Here is a 17,696-nt window from a genome sequence, read left to right as displayed (position 1 = left end):
TAACAGGCGTTATCCGCCGTTGGCGACGGGCGTCCGCCAGGCGGTTTTTGTGGTTAAAATGCCGGCCCTTTTGCTTGCCGACCGTGACTGATGAACCCTGAAGCCCTCGCCACCCTCCGCGCCCATCTGCTGCCTGCACTGGCGGCCGCACCGAGCGAAACCCGTCGCCTGTTCCATGGGCGCGGGCGCTGCTGGCCGGGGCTGGAGCAGGTGACGGTGGACTGGCTGCAAGGCGTGGTGCTGGTCTCGCTGTTCAAGGAGCCCGCGCCGGAACAGCTCGAAGCGCTCAAGCAATTGCTGCTCGACCTCAGCACCTCGGCCGAATGGCAACAGTCCGGCGCCCACACCCTGCTGGTGCAACATCGGTATTTGCCGCAAAGCACCGCCGAATGGTTGCTGGGGGATGAAATCGACGAGATGAGCATCGTCGAGGGCGGCTTGCAGTACCGCGTCGATCTGGGGCGCAAGCAGAACGCCGGGCTGTTTCTCGACATGCGCTACGGGCGCAACTGGGTGCGTGAGCAGGCGGCTGGCAAGCGCGTACTGAACCTGTTCGCCTACACCTGTGGGTTTTCCGTGGCAGCCATCGAAGGCGGCGCCAGCCATGTGGTCAACCTCGACATGTCCCGCGCCGCGCTGAGCCGTGGTCGCGACAATCACCGGTTGAACGGGCATGACCTGAGCAAGGTGAGTTTCCTCGGCCACGACCTGTTCAAGTCATGGGGCAAAGTGATCAACAGCGGCCCGTACGACCTGGTGATCATCGACCCGCCGTCGTTCCAGAAAGGCAGTTTCCTGCTGACCAAGGACTACCAGCGCGTGCTGCGCCGTTTGCCGGAATTGCTCACGGCGCACGGCACGGTGCTGGCGTGCATGAATGATCCGTCGTTTGGTTCGGACTTTTTGATCGATGGCGTGACCTCTGAAGCGCCGAGTCTGCGTTTTGAGCAGCGGCTGGAGAATCCGCCGGAATTTCCGGATATTGATCCGCAGAGCGGGCTCAAAGCCCTGGTCTTCAAACGCCTCGACTGACACAGCGCAAATCCCCTGTAGGAGTGAGCCTGCTCGCGATAGCGGTGGATCAGTCAACGTTTTCATCAACTGACACACCGCTATCGCGAGCAGGCTCACTCCTACAGGGGGGATTTGTGGTGGTTCAGGAGGTGGGTGGACGGAGCACCAGCGCAAACAACTCGCCATGCCCGTTCACATTGAGCTTGTGATAAAGATTGCGCCGATGCACCTTCACCGTCTCCGGCGATATGCCCATCTGCTGGGCGATGGCCTTGCTGGAGAAGCCCTGCAGAATCAGCCGCGCAGTGTCGACTTCACGGGCGGTCAGGCGCGCATCGAAGCGATCGAGCAGCGTTGCCAGATCTCCCGCCACCGGCTCGGCGCCCGTCCCTTGCGGCGGCAACAGCTGCACGTGTCGGCGCATCGCCGCCAGCACCCAGTCACGCACACACAGCAGACGGCCCTGCTCCGCCAGATCGAAAGTCGTCGAGCGTCCGAGTGACAGGCCAAGCACGCCGCCCTCGATGTTGATCATGAACTGCAACTCGTCCTCACCGACCACCGAGCGAAAATAGCTCTGGTAATACTCGCTGTGCAGAAACTGGTCCGGCGCCACCGAGGCCAGGCTGTGCAAGCCGTCGGCGATGCCGGTCGAGGCGGTTTGGTAAAACGGATCGAGCAGGTACATCCCGGCGCTGTAACTGGCCAGTTCTTCCTGCTCGTCGGCGCGGCCCTTGCTGTCGAAGTCAATCAGCAATCGCGGTGCCTGACCCGCCTTCATCAGCGCCACCAGCGCGTTGTCCAGCGGCACCAGCAACCGCAGCGTGTCGACCAGCGCCCGCCAGAAAGCGTCCTGGCCGACGGCGGCAAACACCCGCGCCAGACTTTGATGCACCGGCAACTCCTGCAACAACGCGTCCACGCACTACCCCTTTTGAGTAACCCATGATGGGAATGGGTCAGGCGTGCCCGGCCCGATAGCCTGAGCACTCCCGATCATCACCGGCCTGCCGCAGGCCAGGAGTGCCGCATCATGCGTTGTCGTCGTGGCTATATCAACTTGGGCATAAACCTAGGCCTGCTCGCCTGTATCGGCGGCATCTGCGCCGCCAATGCTGCCGACGCGCCGAGCGTGCACGTCTACAACTGGTACGACTACATCGGCCCCACGACCCTGGCTGACTTCAAGCGCGACAGCGGTATTCAGCCGGTTTACGACACCTTCGACAGCGCCGAAGTGCTCGAAGGCAAACTGCTGACCAGCCGCAGCGGTTACGACGTGGTGGTGGCGAGCAACTTCAGCCTGCCGACGCTGATCAAGGCCGGCGCCCTCGCCCCGCTGCCGCGCGATCAATTGCCGGGCTGGAAGAATCTGGACAGCGATCTGCTCAGCAAACTGGCCAACAACGACCCCGGCAATCAATACGCCGTGCCGTATCTGTGGGGCACCAACGGCATTGGCTACAACGTCGACAAGGTGCGCGCCGCGCTCGGCGACAAGGCGCCGCTGGATTCGTGGGATCTGGTGTTCAAGGAAGAGAACCTCGCCAAGCTCGGCCAGTGCGGGGTGGCGATGCTCGACTCGCCATCGGAAATGCTTCCGGTGGCCCTGCACTACCTCGGGCTGCCGCCCAACAGCACCAACCCCGAGGACTACCAGAAAGCCGAAGCGCTGCTCCTGAAACTGCGCCCGCACATTGCCTACTTCAACTCGTCGAAATTCATCAGTGACCTGTCCAACGGCAACATTTGTGTGGCGGTGGGCTGGTCCGGGGCGATGCTCGAAGCCAAGACCAACGCCGAGCAGGCGCACAACGGCGTGAAGATCGCCTACAGCCTGCCCAAGGAAGGCGCGCCGGTGTGGTTCGACACGCTGGTGCTGCTCAAGGACGCGCCGAACCGCGCTCAGGGTCTGGCGTTCATCGACTACCTGCTGCGCCCGGAAGTGATCGCGCCGGTCAGTGATCACCTGTCGTACCCCAACGGCAACCGCGCCGCGACGCCATTGGTGGCCGAAGCCACGCGGGATAACCCGGCGGTGTATCCGTCCGCGGCGGCGATGGCCACGTTGTACACCCTGGAACCGCTGCCCAAAGCCACCGAGCGCGTGCGCACGCGGGTGTGGAGCAAGGTCAAGAACGGCCAGTAAACCCATCTGCAAACAACACAAAACCTGTGGGAGCGTGGCTTGCCCGCGATGACGGTGTGTCAGGCGACACATGCATTGGCTGGACGGACGTCTTCGCGGGCAAGCCACGCTCCCACAGGGTTTTGTGTTCAGCCCCGCTCATTCATTTCTGCCTTGTTATAGAGAGACAATCCATGAAGCCCCGTGCCCGTGACCTCAACATCCGTATCGGCCAACTGCAACCCGGCCCACTCAACGCCATCACCGACGTCCCCGGCGTACGCGTCGGCCACAGCAACGTGCGTGGCCGCAGCGCGGTCGGGCGTGACATCTGCACCGGCGTTACCGTGATCGAGCCGCGTCGCGGTTCGACCAACCAGCAGCCGTGCTTCGCCGGGGTACATGTGCTCAATGGCAATGGCGATGCCACCGGCCTTGAGTGGATTCGCGAAGCCGGGCTGCTGACCAGTCCCATCGCCTTCACTAACACCCACAGCCTCGGCGTGGTGCGCGATGCGTTGATTGCGCTGGATCGCCAGCAACAGCCGGACGACGGCCGTCTCTACTGGAACATGCCGGTGGTGCTGGAAACCTTCGATGGTCTGCTCAATGACATCAATGGTTTTCACGTCAAGCCCGAGCATGTTGCCGAGGCGCTGGATTCGGCGCATGACGGCGCCGTCGAAGAAGGCGCCGTCGGCGGCGGCAGCGGCATGATCTGCCATGAATTCAAGGGCGGCATCGGCAGCGCGTCACGGCGTTTGAGCAGCGCTCAGGGCGGCTGGACGGTGGGCGCGATCGTGCAGGCCAACCACGGCATTCGCAGCGAGTTGCGGGTCGACGGTTATCCGGTGGGCCGCTACATGGAGCAGGTGGATTCGCCGTTCCTGCGTGCTTCGCTGCCGTATCCGGGCATGGGTTCGATCGTGGTCTGCCTGGCCACCGACGCACCACTGCTGCCGCATCAATGCACCCGTCTCGCGCAACGCGCCAGCCTCGGTCTGGCGCGCAGCGGTGGTGGCAACGAAGACCACAGCGGCGACATCTTCATCGCCTTCGCCACCGGCAACGATCACGTGCCACCCGCCGCTTACGAGGGCAAAGGCGCGCCGACTTGCGACGGCTTGCGCATGGTCAACAACGACCACATCAGCGAACTGTTCCTCGCGGCTACCGAGGCGGTCGAAGAAGCGATCATCAACGCCCTGCTCGCCAGCGAGAGCACTGAGGGCAACGGACATGCGGTGCCGGGGCTGGATAAGGAAACGCTGCTCGCCGCCCTCGCCAGAGCCGGCTGGCCCGGGTCACGCTGACAACACCTGTAGGAGCTGCGGCACGCTGCGATCTTTTGATTTTCTAAAAACAAGATCAAAAGATCGCAGCCTTCGGCAGCTCCTACAGGAGGTGCGGCTCAGGTGAACATCTGGGCGCCGATATGTCGCGCCGTTTGCAGATGCTCCTGCGGATCACGCACCTCCGACTCCACCATCAGCGTCGAACTGACCACCGTCGCCCCGCTGTAATCGAAAATCCCGTGTTCGATCTGCGCCTTCATCGCCGAGCCATAACCGTGACGTTCGTAGGCGCGTTCATCGGCCCCCGCAAGCCCGACCAGATGCACGCGCAGGCGCTGCAGCTTCTTCACATGCTGGAGGTCGCCAGCGAAATCAAACGCCCAGCCGTTACTGAACACCCGATCGATCCAGCCCTTGAGCAGCGCCGGCATCGACCACCAGTAGACCGGGAACACCAGCACCAGCGCATCGGCACGATCAATCCGCGCCTGTTCAGCCAGCACGTCGGCTGGCGGCTGCGCCTCACGGTGATGCACGGCGAAATCCGCCGCGCCGAAAACCGGCTGGAAACCTTCCGCGTACAAATCGGCAATTTCACTGGTATTGGTCGAATCGGCGCGGGTCAGGCCCTCAGCAATTTGTGTCGCTACGCTGTGGGTCAGCGAACGCGGCTCGTGATGCGCTACAACAATCAATGCATGCATGGGAATTCTCCTGTAAGTTTGCGCAGACCAAGGGCTATATACTCTTGGTAAGTTACGAACAGTAAGTTACGTTTGGTATATAAGCGATGTCAACCACAGAAATCTCCGAAGCCGATTCCCCTGCCCAACCGCGCCGACGCTTGTCGCGGGAAGATCGCAATCGTCAATTGCTCGATGTCGCCTGGCAGATCATCCGCGCCGAGGGCACCGATGCCCTGACCCTGGGCTATCTGGCGGAAAAGGCTGGCGTGACCAAACCGGTGGTCTACGACCACTTCACCACGCGCTCGGGCCTGCTTGCGGCGCTTTACCGGGACTTCGATACGCGCCAGACCGCGGTGATGGACGCTGCCATCGACCAATGTCCGCCGACACTGACCGCCACCGCGACAGTGATCGCCACGGCGTACGTCGATTGCGTGTTATTGCAGGGAAACGAGATCCCGGGGGTGATTGCTGCGCTGGGCAGCACGCCGGAGCTGGAGAGAATCAAACGCGATTACGAGGCGATCTTCCTCGAAAAATGTCGTAGCGTGCTACAACCGCTTGCCGCTGGCGGCGAAATCACTCAGGCCGCTTTGCGCGCCATGCTCGGTGCCGCCGAAGCCCTGTCGAATGCTGCCGCGAGCGCTGAAATCAGTGCCGAGCAAGCGAAGGACGAATTGTTCGTCACCATCGTTGCGATGGTGGAACGGGCCGCCGCCCGTGCGACTAGCGGTACTTGAGTCAAAGCCGGCACGTTCCCATGATGAGGGTACGCAGGCGCTTCACTCCTGAGCGCCTGCGTAGGGAACGGGTGTTCTGAACCCCCAATCAAGCCCGTCTCCTTGTTCATGCGCAACTTGAGCCTCGTGGGCTCTACTTCTCCCCATCAAAGAGCTTCGAGGCTCTTTTTTTGTCTGTTTTTTGCGTCTGACTCAGTGCAGCGTCAGGCGCTGGCGGACAAATTCTTCGACGTGGCGGGTGGTCTGATCCAGATGCCGGTCACGCTGCTTCTCGGCGTCGAGCATGGCGCGCTTGCCGTTTTTCTGTAGCAGGTAGGTGTGGATCTGCTGCACTTCCAGCGAGCGATAGATGGGCGTGGTGTCGATGAAACCGCGCAGGCCATTGCTGCGGTAATGCCGGGTGCTCATCAGCACCTGGGTTTCCCGAGCGCCGATCACTTCGAAACCCTGCGCCTCGAAGTACGGCACCTTGCCGACGCTGCAGGTCAGCTCGGCATGCGGATAACGCGTCACCATCTCGCCAATCATCGCCCGCGCCACGCCCTGGCGCCGATAGCCTTCGCGCACCGCCATGTAGGCGACGCTGCACGCTTCCCAATCGCCCTGCACCGGCAGGTACAAAAGGAAACCGGTGACCCGCTCCGGATCATCCTCGGCCGTCGCCACCAGCAACTCCACCTCGGTGCCCTTGTCACCATTCAACGCTTCCAGATACAGATGCACCTCATAGCCGACCGCGTACTGATAGACGTTGTACAGCAGATTGCTCGGGCCGAGACCGACCGCGCTGATGTCGGTCAGATTGTCGACCACCAGTTGCAGAATCTGGCTGTTGACGCTTTCGGGGCATGGGGATTTGTAGTGGGTGATGCGTGGCATGACAACTGAACTCCGGCGGAAAACCGCGACATCATACCGTGTCCCGACGCCTGCCACCGTCGCAGGAAATACCGAAGCAAGCTGACGGTTGACCTGAAGAAAATTTCATCTGCCAAGGCTCGGATCTTTCGCCGATTTAGCGTCCAATTCTTCAGCTGCGTTCACTTTTTTAACGCAGGCCTTGAGGAGTTCACATGAACGTTTTGCGTTCTCTGTTCAAATGGCGGCAAGCCTTGTTGCTGGTGCCGCTGACCCTGGCAGCGCTGGCCAGCACCCCGGTGTTTGCACAACCCCCGGTTTACATTCAGCAGGCACCGCCGCCGATGCGCATGGAAGTGATGCCCGGCCCGCGCCCCGGTTATGTCTGGGATCAGGGCCATTGGCGCTGGGAAGGACGCGGCTACGTCTGGATGCCCGGTCATTGGCAACCGGTGAGGTACGGCGCGCACTGGCGACCAGGCCATTGGCAGGCGCGCGGGCCTAACTGGTACTGGGTCGAAGGCCACTGGGCCCGTTGAACCCGCTCGGCAACAACAACTCATCTACCGGGAAGACCGCCATGTCGCGAAACCTGAAAACCCTGCTCGTTGCCTCTCTGGTCGCGATCTCCTTGTCCGGCTGCATCGTCGAGCCGGTCAGGCCGCATCGACCGCCACCGCCGGTGGAAGTCGTGCCGGTCATGCCTGCACCCGGTTATCACTGGGTCGCCGGTCACTATCGTTGGGATGGGCGTGAGTGGCGCTGGGCGCCGGGACACTGGCGCGCGTATTGATCGCCAGCGGTGGCGTCACTGCTGTGGCGCCACCACCTTGAACTTGATCGCGATGTCGTTGGACACCACAGTGTCCGCCCACTCCCCCGCCCCGAGTCCGAACTGGTCACGCTTGAGCACCAGTTCACCGTCGAAAATGCCGATCGAACTGTCCGGTTTAAACTCGACCGGCACCTGCACCTCGCGGGTGATGCCCTTGAGGGTGAGCTGGCCGGCGATCAGATAATGATTGCCCGTGACCCGGGTAAAACGGCTGGACTCGAACACAGCCACGGGAAAGCGCTGCGTATCGAACCACGCCGGCTTCACCAGTTCGGTGTTGGCGTCGGTGCTGCCGGCGTCGATGCTGTTGAGGTCGATGTGCAATGTGGTGTGGGCGTCGGCGAGGTTGTCGCTGTCGAACTGCAGTGTCGCGTCGAACTTGCCGAAGGTGCCGTACATCAGCGAGCCCATCTGGTTGTAGGTGAAACTGATCTGGCTGGCGGTGGTGTTGACACGGTTGTACTCAGCGGCCTGCGCTACGCTCGTGGCACACAGGCAGGCAAACAGGGCCACAGCGGTGAATCGGGCACGCATGGGATTCTCCGGACAGGCCAAACCTTCGAGGCCTCGACTGACTTAAGCAAACAACCCGCGGATGCGCCATGTCATTTGTCTGCCGGTGTGGTTCGGGCTCAGACCAGCCGCTCGATCTTCTGATGCTGCCAAACCAGTTTGTAATACAGCGTCTGCAACACCAGCATGCCCAGATACGCCACCGGAAACGCCATCCACACCCCCTGCAAACCGTACTGCCCATCCAGCCAGTAAGCCGCCGGTAACTGCACGCCAACCACACAGATAATCGCAATGGCCACCGGCACCAGCACCGTGCCACTGGCGCGCATGATCCCGCCGATGATCGCCTGAAAACCAAACACCAGCAGGCTCCAGAGCATGATGTGCAGCAAATGTTCGGCCATCACCCGGGTCGAATCCTCGGTCAGGAACAACCCCAGCAGCCAGTGCGACAACAGGTAACCGAGCACGATCAAGCCACCGGTCAGGCACACGTTGATCAGCAGCCCGGTGCGCAGGATCGGCCCCATGCGCTGCAGTTGCCCGGCACCGATGGCCTGCGCGCCGAGGATCGACGCGGTGATCGCAATCGACAGCGCCGGAAACTGCACGTAGTTGACGATCTGCGTGACCGCGCCATACGCCGCCGTCGCCTGGGAACCGTGCTGATTCACCAGCGCCAGGATCACCAGCTCCGACAGCGACAGCACAATCATCTGCACCCCGGTCGGCAGACCGATGCGCAGTACCTTGCCCAGAATCGCTCCGTCCAGCCGCAGTGCCGCGAAGAACTCGCGGTCGGGGGCCAGCGGATGGTTCTTGCGAATCAGCCGCCAGGCCAGCCACGCCATCGCCGACAGGTTACCGGCCAGACCGGCGAAGGCGGCGCTCTGGATTCCCAATTGAGGCAAACCGAACCAGCCACGAATCAACGCCGGGGTCAGCGCCAGCCCGACCGAGGTCGACACGATCAGCGCCAACAGCGGTGACACGGTGTCACTGACCCCGCGCAGCAACTGCGTGAACAGCACAAACACCAGCATCGACGGCAGAATCCACATCATCACGTGCGCATACGCCACCGCATCATCCAGCACATCCGCAGGCGTCCCCAGCCCCTGCAACGCCTGCCGCGCAAACACACTGCCGAGCACCGCCGCGAGCAAGCCGATCAATACCCCCAGCAACAGCGTTGCCCCGGCGATCGCCTTGACCATGTGCGCCTCACGTGCGCCCCACGCCTGACCGATCAACACCCCGGCCCCCGCGCCCAGACCGATCACCAGCGCGATGAAGAAAAAGATGATCGGAAACATCCCCGACACCGCCGCCAACGCCTGAGTGCCGAGCATCTGCCCGATGTAGATGCTGTTGATCGTGCCCGACATCGATTGCAGGAAGTTCGACAGCACCATCGGCGCGAGGAACAGCAGGTAGGTTTGCCAGAGGGGTTTGGTGGTGGCAGGGGTTTGCATTGAGGATCCGTCTCGGGGTGGGAGATGCGATGGATATTACGCTAGATGCGCGGGTTAAAGTCAGTCGACATCACCTCGGCGCAAGGCTTAAATGGCGGCACTCTTATCATTGGATCGCGCCTTGCCATGCCTCTTCTGCGAAATGCTCTGACCTGTTCCGTGCTGGTTGTTTTCAGCCACATCGCTGGTGCCGCCGAAGCCCCCGCTCCCACCGAAGCGTTGCGCCCCTTGCTGGCGACATTGAACGAGCGCCTGAACATCGCTGATCTGGTAGCACTGACCAAATGGGACAGCGGCAAGCCGATTCAGGACAGCCCGCGCGAAGCTCAGGTCATCGCCAATGCCCGCACCTTGGCGACCGAACACCAGCTCGACCCCGAAGACGTTGCGCAGTTGATTGCGGCGCAAATGGAGGCCAACAAATTGGTGCAGTACGGATTGCTCGCACAATGGCAAACGGCCGGTGTGGCGCCGGACACTCCGCGTCCGGATCTGGCCAGGCAAATTCGTCCGCGCCTGGACGAGTTGCAGACCCGCCTGCTGCGCCAGTACGCCGACTTCGCGCCGTTCCGCCGCGCCCCGAATTGCCCGGCCTTGCTGGCCCAGGCTCGCCAGGGTCTGACCCATGACGCACTGCACGATCTGGCCCTGACCCGCGCCACCGGAGAGCTGTGCATTCGCGCGGAACATCTCTAGATCGGGCGGGCTGGCACACATCGCTGGCGTCGATAGTCACCATCACGTCAATGAAGTTCTCATAAAAACTCCGCGGCGTAACATCCGCTCCATACCAACCCAATACACCCCGGAGCACACGATCATGAAACGCCAAACCATCCTCGGCATCGCTTTCTCGGTTCTCGCAGTTAACGCTTTTGCAGCAACGCCCGCTCACACCCTGGTCGCTGAAGGCGGCTCGGACAAGTTGATTGAAAGCCGTTTGGCTGAAGGTGGTTCTGATCGTTTGCTGGAACGTCGCGTGGCCGAAGGTGGCTCGGATCGTCTGCTGGAACGCCGGGTGGCCGAAGGTGGCTCGGATCGTCTGCTGGAACGCCGCGTGGCTGAAGGTGGTGCGGATCGTCTGCTGGAACGCCGTGTGGCTGAAGGTGGTTCGGATCGTCTGCTGGAACGCCGCGTGGCCGAAGGTGGTGCGGATCGTCTGCTGGAACGCCGCGTGGCCGAAGGTGGTGCGGATCGTTTGAACGAGCGCCGCGTCGCCTGAATCGACGCCCCCAGCCCATAAAAAAGCCCGGCCTGATCAGCCGGGCTTTTGCGTTCAACCGCGGTTTACTGCGCAGTTTTCAGCTTGATCACATCACCGGAAATCTTGGTGGTGTAGCCGCTCAGAACCCATGCCCAGAACCAGTTTTCCTGAACTTGGGTATTGATCATGGCATCGCCGCCCTTGGCTTTGATGGCCGCAGTCTGCGCGCGCACGAAGCGGTTGTTCTGTTGGATCGGGATTACGCCGAACAGCATCAGACCGGTGGCGGTAGCTTCACTGTGGCCAATCACGGTGTATTGACTGCTGTCATATTGCTTGGTGTTCATCGGGGTGCCGGTGCAACCTGCCAGAACCACACCGAACAGTGCGGCGGCGACTACTTTGCTCAGATATTTCACTGCAAACTCCATGGGTGTTAGCCCGGGATCCATCTCTCGGGCGGCGCACACTCTACCGGAGGCAGTGGCTTTTTAGTATCAACCCCGACAAGTTTCATGATGTGTGTCTGACGCACACTCCGTGCAGACGCTGGCGCCATCGCCCCTGCACAGGGTGGGTTGCCATCAGGTATTGGTTTTCAATTTCGTCCACAGCCGCGTCGACAACCGCGCAATCGCCGCCGGCAGCTCTTCCACGGTGAACAACCGCTGCATCACGTCTTTGGGCGGGTAGATGGCCGGATCCTGCTTCACGTCCGCGTTGAGGTACTGATCAGCCGCCGCATTGGGATTGGCGTAATGAATGCTGTTGCTGATGTTGGCCACCACTTTGGGGTCAAGCAGGTAGTTCATGTAGGCGTAACCGTTCTTTTCATGCGGCGCGTTTTTGGGCATGACTACCATGTCGAACCACAGCGTCGTGCCTTCTTTCGGGATCGAGTAGGCGATGTTGATGCCATTCCTGGCGTCCTTCGCGCTGGCCGCGGCCTGGACGATGTCGCCGTTGAAGCCGATCACCGCGCAGACGTTGCCGTTGGCCAGGTCGCTGATGTACTTCGAGGCGTGGAAGTACTGAATGTACGGACGAATCTTCAGCAGCGCCTGCTCGGCTTGTTTGTAATCCGCCGGTTCATGACTGTGCGCTGGCAAGTGCAGGTAGTTGAGCGTGATCGGCAGCACCTGGGTCGGGTTGTCGATGAACGCCACGCCGCACTGGCTCAGCTTCTTGATGTTTTCTTCCTTGAAGAAAAAGTCCCATGACTGCGTGACATCGGTGTTGCCGAAAATCGCCTTGATCTTCTCGACGTTGTAACCGATGCCGGCCGTGCCCCACATGTAGGGATAGCCGTACTGATTGCCGGGATCATTGACTTCAAGTTTTTGCAGCAGTGCCGGGTCGAGGTTCTTCCAGTTCGGCAGCTGCGACCGGTCGAGTTTCTGAATTGCCCCGGCCTTGATCAGTCGCGACAGAAAGTGGTTCGACGGGCTGACCACGTCATAACCGGTGTTGCCGGTCATCAACTTCGATTCCAGCACTTCGTTGCTGTCATGAATATCGTAGGTGGTCTTGATCCCGGTGGCTTGGGTGAAATTGGCCAGAGTGTCCGGGGCGATGTAGCTGTTCCAGTTGGAAATGTTGACGGTTTCGTCGGCACAAGCGGCCGTGCTGGCCGCGAGCAGGACTGCCAGGGAAAGTGGGTTGATGCGCATGGTCTGTCACCTGTGTTGAGTGGCTTTTGTTGTTGTGCGGTAGGCGAAACTTCAGATTTCTGTTCTGGCCCTGACTGCCTCCACGCGCATGCGAAGCATGGCACCGATGTCGAAAAAAGGTCGCGGTGGCAACCAACCGGGTTCGGCCCGTTGCATCACCGATTGCAGCAACGGTGAATCGACGCCGGACGCCAGTTCCGCCAGCAAGCGTCCCCACAGCGTGCCGCGCGCCACCCCGGAACCGTTGCAACCGGCGACGGCAAAGACGCCCTCTTCCACCTTCTGAAAAAACGCCTGACCGCTGCGGGTCGCGCTCAAGTGGCCGGTCCAGGTGTACTGGATGTCTCGCGCGCCGAGGAACGGAAAACGTCGTTGCAGACCACGCACATGATGCTCGCGGCGCAGCACCAATTCGCTTTCTGACAAATCGCGCGTGCGGTATTCGGCGGTGTTGCGGATCATCACCCGGCGGTCCGGGGTCAGGCGCACCGTGGCGCCCAGCGGCCGGGTCGACAGCACGCCCCACGGCTCGACGGCGCCGATGGCCTGAAATTCCTCATCGCTGAGCGGCCGGGTGAGACTGGCGCTGAGTTCCATCGGGAAGGTCGCACTGTCATGAATGCCGACCCGGGGAATGAATGCGTTCAGACACACCAGCACCCGTTTGGCCTCGACGCTGCCACTCACCGCGCTGGCTCGCAGCCGGCCGTGGCTCGTGCGCACCAGACTGATGATGTCGGTGTGTTCGTAAACGCTGACATTTTCCGGCAGCGCATTGAACAGGCCCTTCACGTATTTGGCCGGTTGCAACAGCGCATTGCCGTTGCCGCACCAGATCCCCGCCGCGTAATGCCGGGTGCCGAGTTTCTGCGCCAGCGCATCGCCCTGGAGAAATTCTGCGCGGGCACCGAGGGCGCGTAAGGTCGCCAGTTTGGCGTCGACATGGCTGAGCTTGGCGGCGTCGCTGACGGCGAAGAAATAACCATTGTCGCGAAAGTCGCAGTCGATGGCATGTTGCGCGATGGTCTGGCGCACCGCATCGCTGGCGGCACGGGAAATTGCCGTGTCGATTTCGAACCCGGCAAAGCCTGGCGCGCCGATCAATTCACTGTCGGCCGGATGCTCGTGGGCCACGACAAACCCCGAGTTGCGCGCCGAAGCGCCCTGCGCCGCACGCTGGCGGTCAACCACCACGATGCGCGCCTGTGGGTGCATTTGTGCCAGGTTGTGCGCGGCGCTGAGGCCGGTAATGCCCCCGCCGATCACCAGCCAGTCGGCTTGTTGCGCACCGCTCAGGCGACCGCGCTGCGGCGAGCTGCCGGCCTGGGCGATCCAGCCACATACGTTTTCCATTGCTGACCTCATTCGACTGTCGTTGCACGGCTTGCCTTTGACCTTTGCTCATGCGTGAATCGCATGGAGAAAGCGTAAAGTTCGCCGCCAGAGCTAAAATCTATAAGGTCTTGGCTGGCCCAACCAACGTTATAAAATCATCGAGTCATTCTGAAAACGCATGGATAAAATCCGCCACGTACCGTCCCTGCAGGCCATGCAGACGCTGGTTGAAGTCGCCCGTTGCGCCAGCTTCACCCAGGCCGCGCAACAGCTGTGCCTGACCCAAAGCGCGGTGAGCCGGCAGATCCAGCAACTGGAAAACCATTTCAACGTTGCGCTGTTCATCAGAACCAGCCGCAGCCTGCGCCTGACCCCGGAAGGCGAACAGGTACTGGCCAGCGCCGTCAGCATTCTCGAACAATTGAAAACCCTCGAAGAGCGCCTGGTCCCGCAGCAACGCCCGTTCCGCATTCGTATGCATGTGTCACTGGCGGTGCGCTGGCTGCTGCCCAAACTCAACGACTTCTACCTCAGCCACCCCGAGGTCTCGCTGGCGATCGAAACCGTTGCTACCGAGGTGGTTGAACCGGCCAGTGACAGCGACGCCTACATTGTTTATCTGCCGCAGCCAACCAGTGACGCAGACTGCCTGACGCTGTTTGAGGAAACGCTGGTGCCCGTGTGTGCGCCGAGCCTGCCGCAAGCGCCTCGATCAGTCGCGGAGTTGCAGCGCTTTGCGTTGCTGCATCGCTCTGCCGATCGGCAGGCGTGGATCGAATGGCTGGCGGCCAATGGCGGCAAGCCACTGGAGAGTTACCGGCACATTCCGTTCAACCTCGATGAGCTGGCACTGGATGCGGCGGCGCGAGGCTTGGGCGTTGCGGTGACGGACATGACGCTCGCGGCAGAGTCCATCGAGCGCGGGGTGTTGGTGGTGCCGTTCGGACCACCGCTGAAAACCGGCGGGATTTACGCCTTGTGCCTGCAACCGGCAGCGGCTTCGCATGCGGCGTGCGCGGTGGTCATGCAATGGTTTGCCGCGCAGGCCGAGCAAAACATTTAGTTGGAGAATTGCTGCAGATACGCGAGCAAATTATCGATCTTCTCCTCATCACTCAGCCCCCAGAAAATCATCCGCGTGCCCGGCACCACGCCCTTTGGATCTTTCAGATACGCAGTCAGCGTTTCGCGATCCCAAGTCTTGCCGGAATTTTTCATCGCGTCGGAATACACGTAATTGGCCGACGTCCCGGCGGGTCGACCGATGATGCCGTTGAGTTGCGGGCCGAACCCCGGGCGCGCATCCGGGCCGACCTGGTGGCAGCCGCCGCACAGGCGCGGGAAGATCTTTTCGCCGGCTGCCGGATCGCCTGCGGCGCGGGCGGTTGAGCTGAACAGAATGGCGGTTGCGGTGAGGGCAAGAAGCAGTGCAACGGTGTTTTTCATCGGGCGATCCAGAACGGTGTGATGCAGTTGAGGCAAGGCTAACACTTTGTGGCGAGGGAGCTTGCTCCCGCTGGCCTATTCAGCAGGCTCATCGTAGGGGGCGCTTCGCACCCAGCGCGAGCAAGCTCCCTCGCCACAGGCTTTTTCACAGCAGGTGCTTTTTACAGGTAAGCGCCGATGACCTTTCTGACGGTGATCAATGCCTGACGCAGGACATCCATCGGCACCGACCCCAACGCCAGCCGAATCGCATGCGGCACATGCGCCGATACGGCGAACGGCTCGGCGGTGGTCACCGAAATCTGCTGGTGCATCAACTCCACCACAATCTGATCGGCGCGTACGTCTTCCGGCAGTGGCAGCCACAGGAAATAGGAGGATGGATGGCCGATGCAGGTCAGCCCTTGCAGCAACTCGGCGGCCAGGGTTTGCCGGGCCTTGGCGTCGTCGCGTTTTTGTTGTTCGAGCAGGGTGACGGTGCCGTCGTCGAGCCAGCCGCAAGCCATCGCGGTCATCACACCGGGGGTGTTCCAGGTGGTGGCGCGAATGATCCGCTCCAGCGCCGGCACCGTGTGCAGCGGCGCAGCAATGAAACCGACGCGCAGGCCTGTGGCGATATTCTTCGAGAGTCCCGAGACGTACACCGTGCGCTCCGGTGCCAGGTCGACCAGGGTACGCGGTGGGTTTTCCACCAGAAAGGCGTAGGCCGCGTCCTCGATGAGCGTCAGATCATGCCGTCGGGCGAGCGCGACCAATTGCTCGCGCTGCTCGATCGGCGTCACCCAACCCAATGGATTGTGCAGCGTCGGCATGCTGTACACGGCCCGCACCGAGCGGCTTCGACAAAGTTTTTCCAGTGCCGCCAAGTCCGGCCCGTGATCACCGGGCGGGATCGCCACCACTTCCAGATGCAGCGCTTCGGCCAGCACCTTGAAGCCGGAATAGGTCAACGCATCCGCTGCAATCACATCGCCGGGCTTGAGCAACGCCATCAGCGTCACCGCCAACCCTTGCTGGGCACCGTTGACGATCAGCACTTGCCCGGCATCGACCTGCACCCCGCGATCCTGCAAATGCCGCGCAATCGAGGCGCGCTCATGCGGGCGCCCGGCGTGGGGCTGGTAACGCAGCAAGGCTTCCAGATCACCAGACAGGGCCAGTTGGCGTAACGCCGTGCGCAACAGATCGGCCTGACCGGGCAGCGATGGATAGTTGAAATTGAGGTCGATCATGCCGACCGCCACGTCTTTCTGGTCGATGCCCTGCCCCGGCGACAACGAGGTTTCGCGCACAAACGTCCCGCGCCCGGTTTCGCCGCTGACCAGCCCCATCGCCTCAAGCTCGGCGTACACCCGCGACGCAGTAACCAGTGCCAGGCCTTCGTTGGCCGCCAGTTCCCGGTGGGTGGGCAGTCGCGTTCCGGGCGCCAGACGCCCCGCGCGAATGTCAGCGGCATAGGCGTCAACGAGGGTTTTGTAGCGCGAGCGCGGCATGTCGGATGTATCCATGACAATTATTTGATTGTGCTGATTCTCGGCTCCAGGATAGCTCGAAAGCAACCCCACCCTTTGAGCGCGACCTTCTATGGAACGGACTTCGAACCCGGTTAACCCGGCCCTGGAAAAAACCAGCGGCTGGATCAATGGCTTTATCGGCGTGGTGATCTTCAGCGGATCACTACCGGCCACGCGTCTGGCGGTGCTGGAATTCGATCCGGTGTTTCTCACCGTGGCGCGCGCGGCCATTGCCGGGGTGCTGGCGATGGTTCTGCTGTGGCTGTTTCGCGAACGGCGTCCGGCACGCGATCAGTGGTGGTCGTTGTTGGTTGTGGCGTTGGGTGTGGTGCTGGGTTTTCCACTCCTGACAGCATTGGCTCTGCAACACGTGACGTCGGCGCATTCGATTGTGTTTGTAGGATTGCTGCCACTGGCGACGGCGATTTTTGCCGTGCTGCGCGGCGGCGAGCGCCCGCGACCGGTGTTCTGGGGGTTTTCGATTCTGGGCAGCGCGTTGGTCGTCGGCTTTGCTCTGTCCCAGGGGCTGACCGCTTCGCCCACCGGCGACCTGCTGATGCTCGCCGCGATTCTGGCCTGTGGCCTGGGTTACGCCGAAGGCGCGAAACTGTCGCGAGTCCTCGGCGGCTGGCAGGTGATTTGCTGGGCGCTGGTGTTGTCACTGCCAGTGATGGCTTTGCTCAGCCTGTACCTGGCGCCCGCCTCGTTCAGCCACATCAGCCTGTCGGCCTGGATGTGCCTGGCCTATGTGGCGCTGTTCAGCATGCTGATCGGCTTTGTGTTCTGGTACCGCGGTCTGGCTCAGGGCGGGATCGCAGCGGTCGGGCAACTGCAATTGCTGCAGCCGTTTTTCGGTCTGGCACTGGCGGCGACGTTGCTGCATGAACAGGTGAGTGTGGGGATGCTGGCGGTGACGTTGGGGGTGATTCTGTGTGTGGCCGGGGCGAAGAAGTTCGCCGGGTAGCTATGTCTGGAAC

General features: G+C 61.8%; 20 protein-coding genes. 10 read left to right on the top strand and 10 right to left on the bottom strand.

Annotated elements, in window-relative coordinates; genetic code table 11:
- Nucleotides 1-90 precede the first annotated feature (90 nt).
- Nucleotides 91-1,032 carry a class I SAM-dependent methyltransferase gene (locus ACVHNU_RS07560; RefSeq protein ID WP_473019342.1) on the top strand — a complete coding sequence of 314 codons (942 nt, stop codon included), beginning with the start codon at nt 91-93 and terminating at the stop codon, nt 1,030-1,032.
- 124 nt (nt 1,033-1,156) lie between these two features.
- On the opposite strand, the gene ACVHNU_RS07555 is transcribed toward ACVHNU_RS07560, so the two are convergent.
- Nucleotides 1,157-1,936 (bottom strand): helix-turn-helix transcriptional regulator, encoded by a 780-nt coding sequence (locus tag ACVHNU_RS07555; protein ID WP_473019341.1) that lies wholly within the window; start codon nt 1,934-1,936, stop codon nt 1,157-1,159.
- Nucleotides 1,937-2,047: 111 nt separating this feature from the next.
- Here ACVHNU_RS07555 and ACVHNU_RS07550 point away from each other — a divergent pair, with 111 nt between their 5' ends.
- Nucleotides 2,048-3,163: a polyamine ABC transporter substrate-binding protein gene (locus ACVHNU_RS07550; protein ID WP_003223916.1), complete on the top strand. Its 1,116-nt coding sequence runs from the start codon at nt 2,048-2,050 to the stop codon at nt 3,161-3,163.
- A 173-nt stretch (nt 3,164-3,336) separates the two neighbouring features.
- On the top strand, nt 3,337-4,455 hold the full coding sequence (locus ACVHNU_RS07545) for a DmpA family aminopeptidase (protein WP_473019340.1): 1,119 nt from the start codon (nt 3,337-3,339) through the stop codon (nt 4,453-4,455).
- Between the two features lie 98 nt (nt 4,456-4,553).
- Here the strand turns inward: ACVHNU_RS07545 and ACVHNU_RS07540 are convergent, their stop codons facing one another.
- A complete protein-coding gene (locus ACVHNU_RS07540) occupies nt 4,554-5,141 on the bottom strand; it encodes an NAD(P)H-dependent oxidoreductase (RefSeq protein WP_473019339.1) in 588 nt (195 codons plus the stop codon).
- Nucleotides 5,142-5,227: 86 nt separating this feature from the next.
- Here ACVHNU_RS07540 and ACVHNU_RS07535 point away from each other — a divergent pair, with 86 nt between their 5' ends.
- Nucleotides 5,228-5,866, top strand: coding sequence for a TetR/AcrR family transcriptional regulator (locus ACVHNU_RS07535; protein WP_473019338.1), 639 nt, complete (start codon nt 5,228-5,230; stop codon nt 5,864-5,866).
- A 192-nt stretch (nt 5,867-6,058) separates the two neighbouring features.
- Here ACVHNU_RS07535 and ACVHNU_RS07530 read toward each other — a convergent pair whose 3' ends face one another.
- A complete protein-coding gene (locus ACVHNU_RS07530; RefSeq protein ID WP_262142394.1) occupies nt 6,059-6,745 on the bottom strand; it encodes a GNAT family N-acetyltransferase in 687 nt (228 codons plus the stop codon).
- 194 nt (nt 6,746-6,939) lie between these two features.
- Between ACVHNU_RS07530 and ACVHNU_RS07525 the strand changes: the two genes are divergently transcribed.
- Nucleotides 6,940-7,263, top strand: a complete 324-nt coding sequence (locus ACVHNU_RS07525) for a YXWGXW repeat-containing protein (RefSeq protein ID WP_097088058.1) — start codon at nt 6,940-6,942, stop codon at nt 7,261-7,263.
- A gap of 41 nt (nt 7,264-7,304) precedes the next feature.
- Complete coding sequence (locus ACVHNU_RS07520; RefSeq protein WP_003223909.1) at nt 7,305-7,517, top strand: YXWGXW repeat-containing protein; 213 nt, start codon at nt 7,305-7,307, stop codon at nt 7,515-7,517.
- Nucleotides 7,518-7,532: 15 nt separating this feature from the next.
- Here the strand turns inward: ACVHNU_RS07520 and ACVHNU_RS07515 are convergent, their stop codons facing one another.
- Nucleotides 7,533-8,093 carry a YceI family protein gene (locus tag ACVHNU_RS07515; RefSeq protein WP_473019337.1) on the bottom strand — a complete coding sequence of 187 codons (561 nt, stop codon included), beginning with the start codon at nt 8,091-8,093 and terminating at the stop codon, nt 7,533-7,535.
- A 98-nt stretch (nt 8,094-8,191) separates the two neighbouring features.
- Nucleotides 8,192-9,550, bottom strand: a complete 1,359-nt coding sequence (locus ACVHNU_RS07510) for an MATE family efflux transporter (RefSeq protein ID WP_103484944.1) — start codon at nt 9,548-9,550, stop codon at nt 8,192-8,194.
- A gap of 126 nt (nt 9,551-9,676) precedes the next feature.
- Here ACVHNU_RS07510 and ACVHNU_RS07505 point away from each other — a divergent pair, with 126 nt between their 5' ends.
- Both ACVHNU_RS07505 and ACVHNU_RS07500 read left to right on the top strand, forming a co-directional pair.
- A complete protein-coding gene (locus ACVHNU_RS07505) occupies nt 9,677-10,246 on the top strand; it encodes a chorismate mutase (RefSeq protein ID WP_473019336.1) in 570 nt (189 codons plus the stop codon).
- A gap of 124 nt (nt 10,247-10,370) precedes the next feature.
- The gene (locus ACVHNU_RS07500) at nt 10,371-10,772 is read left to right on the top strand and encodes a hypothetical protein (RefSeq protein WP_473019335.1); all 402 of its coding nucleotides are present in this window, start codon (nt 10,371-10,373) and stop codon (nt 10,770-10,772) included.
- A gap of 65 nt (nt 10,773-10,837) precedes the next feature.
- Here the strand turns inward: ACVHNU_RS07500 and ACVHNU_RS07495 are convergent, their stop codons facing one another.
- From ACVHNU_RS07495 to ACVHNU_RS07485, 3 genes are all read right to left on the bottom strand, one after another.
- Nucleotides 10,838-11,173 carry a hypothetical protein gene (locus ACVHNU_RS07495; protein WP_103486103.1) on the bottom strand — a complete coding sequence of 112 codons (336 nt, stop codon included), beginning with the start codon at nt 11,171-11,173 and terminating at the stop codon, nt 10,838-10,840.
- Nucleotides 11,174-11,338: 165 nt separating this feature from the next.
- Complete coding sequence (locus ACVHNU_RS07490; RefSeq protein WP_473019334.1) at nt 11,339-12,424, bottom strand: polyamine ABC transporter substrate-binding protein; 1,086 nt, start codon at nt 12,422-12,424, stop codon at nt 11,339-11,341.
- A gap of 51 nt (nt 12,425-12,475) precedes the next feature.
- Entirely contained in the window at nt 12,476-13,777 is a 1,302-nt protein-coding gene (locus tag ACVHNU_RS07485; protein ID WP_473019333.1) for an NAD(P)/FAD-dependent oxidoreductase, read from the bottom strand.
- 160 nt (nt 13,778-13,937) lie between these two features.
- Here ACVHNU_RS07485 and ACVHNU_RS07480 point away from each other — a divergent pair, with 160 nt between their 5' ends.
- Complete coding sequence (locus tag ACVHNU_RS07480) at nt 13,938-14,822, top strand: LysR substrate-binding domain-containing protein (protein ID WP_473019332.1); 885 nt, start codon at nt 13,938-13,940, stop codon at nt 14,820-14,822.
- On the opposite strand, the gene ACVHNU_RS07475 is transcribed toward ACVHNU_RS07480, so the two are convergent.
- Nucleotides 14,819-15,205 carry a c-type cytochrome gene (locus ACVHNU_RS07475; protein WP_103521205.1) on the bottom strand — a complete coding sequence of 129 codons (387 nt, stop codon included), beginning with the start codon at nt 15,203-15,205 and terminating at the stop codon, nt 14,819-14,821. The two genes, ACVHNU_RS07480 and ACVHNU_RS07475, sit on opposite strands and share 4 nt — an antisense overlap.
- 161 nt (nt 15,206-15,366) lie before the next feature.
- Entirely contained in the window at nt 15,367-16,698 is a 1,332-nt protein-coding gene (locus ACVHNU_RS07470) for an aminotransferase-like domain-containing protein (protein ID WP_473019331.1), read from the bottom strand.
- Nucleotides 16,699-16,789: 91 nt separating this feature from the next.
- Between ACVHNU_RS07470 and ACVHNU_RS07465 the strand changes: the two genes are divergently transcribed.
- Nucleotides 16,790-17,683 (top strand): DMT family transporter, encoded by an 894-nt coding sequence (locus ACVHNU_RS07465; RefSeq protein WP_473019330.1) that lies wholly within the window; start codon nt 16,790-16,792, stop codon nt 17,681-17,683.
- The last annotated feature ends 13 nt before the right edge of the window (nt 17,684-17,696 follow it).

Source organism: Pseudomonas sp. Ors-4-3C (assembly GCF_055755035.1).
Note: the sequence above shows the minus strand (reverse complement) of the source record. Positions and strands in the feature narration are given on the sequence as shown.

Bases quoted from the DNA above. Each gene is read 5' to 3' on its own strand.
- ACVHNU_RS07525 (WP_097088058.1), top strand. From the start codon at position 6,940: ATGAACGTTTTGCGTTCTCTGTTCAAATGGCGGCAAGCCTTGTTGCTG.
- ACVHNU_RS07490 (WP_473019334.1), bottom strand. From the start codon at position 12,424: ATGCGCATCAACCCACTTTCCCTGGCAGTCCTGCTCGCGGCCAGCACG.
- ACVHNU_RS07505 (WP_473019336.1), top strand. From the start codon at position 9,677: ATGCCTCTTCTGCGAAATGCTCTGACCTGTTCCGTGCTGGTTGTTTTC.
- ACVHNU_RS07480 (WP_473019332.1), top strand. From the start codon at position 13,938: ATGGATAAAATCCGCCACGTACCGTCCCTGCAGGCCATGCAGACGCTG.
- ACVHNU_RS07510 (WP_103484944.1), bottom strand. From the start codon at position 9,550: ATGCAAACCCCTGCCACCACCAAACCCCTCTGGCAAACCTACCTGCTG.
- ACVHNU_RS07550 (WP_003223916.1), top strand. From the start codon at position 2,048: ATGCGTTGTCGTCGTGGCTATATCAACTTGGGCATAAACCTAGGCCTG.
- ACVHNU_RS07560 (WP_473019342.1), top strand. From the start codon at position 91: ATGAACCCTGAAGCCCTCGCCACCCTCCGCGCCCATCTGCTGCCTGCA.
- ACVHNU_RS07540 (WP_473019339.1), bottom strand. From the start codon at position 5,141: ATGCATGCATTGATTGTTGTAGCGCATCACGAGCCGCGTTCGCTGACC.
- ACVHNU_RS07535 (WP_473019338.1), top strand. From the start codon at position 5,228: ATGTCAACCACAGAAATCTCCGAAGCCGATTCCCCTGCCCAACCGCGC.
- ACVHNU_RS07475 (WP_103521205.1), bottom strand. From the start codon at position 15,205: ATGAAAAACACCGTTGCACTGCTTCTTGCCCTCACCGCAACCGCCATT.
- ACVHNU_RS07520 (WP_003223909.1), top strand. From the start codon at position 7,305: ATGTCGCGAAACCTGAAAACCCTGCTCGTTGCCTCTCTGGTCGCGATC.
- ACVHNU_RS07515 (WP_473019337.1), bottom strand. From the start codon at position 8,093: ATGCGTGCCCGATTCACCGCTGTGGCCCTGTTTGCCTGCCTGTGTGCC.
- ACVHNU_RS07485 (WP_473019333.1), bottom strand. From the start codon at position 13,777: ATGGAAAACGTATGTGGCTGGATCGCCCAGGCCGGCAGCTCGCCGCAG.
- ACVHNU_RS07470 (WP_473019331.1), bottom strand. From the start codon at position 16,698: ATGCCGCGCTCGCGCTACAAAACCCTCGTTGACGCCTATGCCGCTGAC.
- ACVHNU_RS07545 (WP_473019340.1), top strand. From the start codon at position 3,337: ATGAAGCCCCGTGCCCGTGACCTCAACATCCGTATCGGCCAACTGCAA.
- ACVHNU_RS07465 (WP_473019330.1), top strand. From the start codon at position 16,790: ATGGAACGGACTTCGAACCCGGTTAACCCGGCCCTGGAAAAAACCAGC.
- ACVHNU_RS07500 (WP_473019335.1), top strand. From the start codon at position 10,371: ATGAAACGCCAAACCATCCTCGGCATCGCTTTCTCGGTTCTCGCAGTT.
- ACVHNU_RS07530 (WP_262142394.1), bottom strand. From the start codon at position 6,745: ATGCCACGCATCACCCACTACAAATCCCCATGCCCCGAAAGCGTCAAC.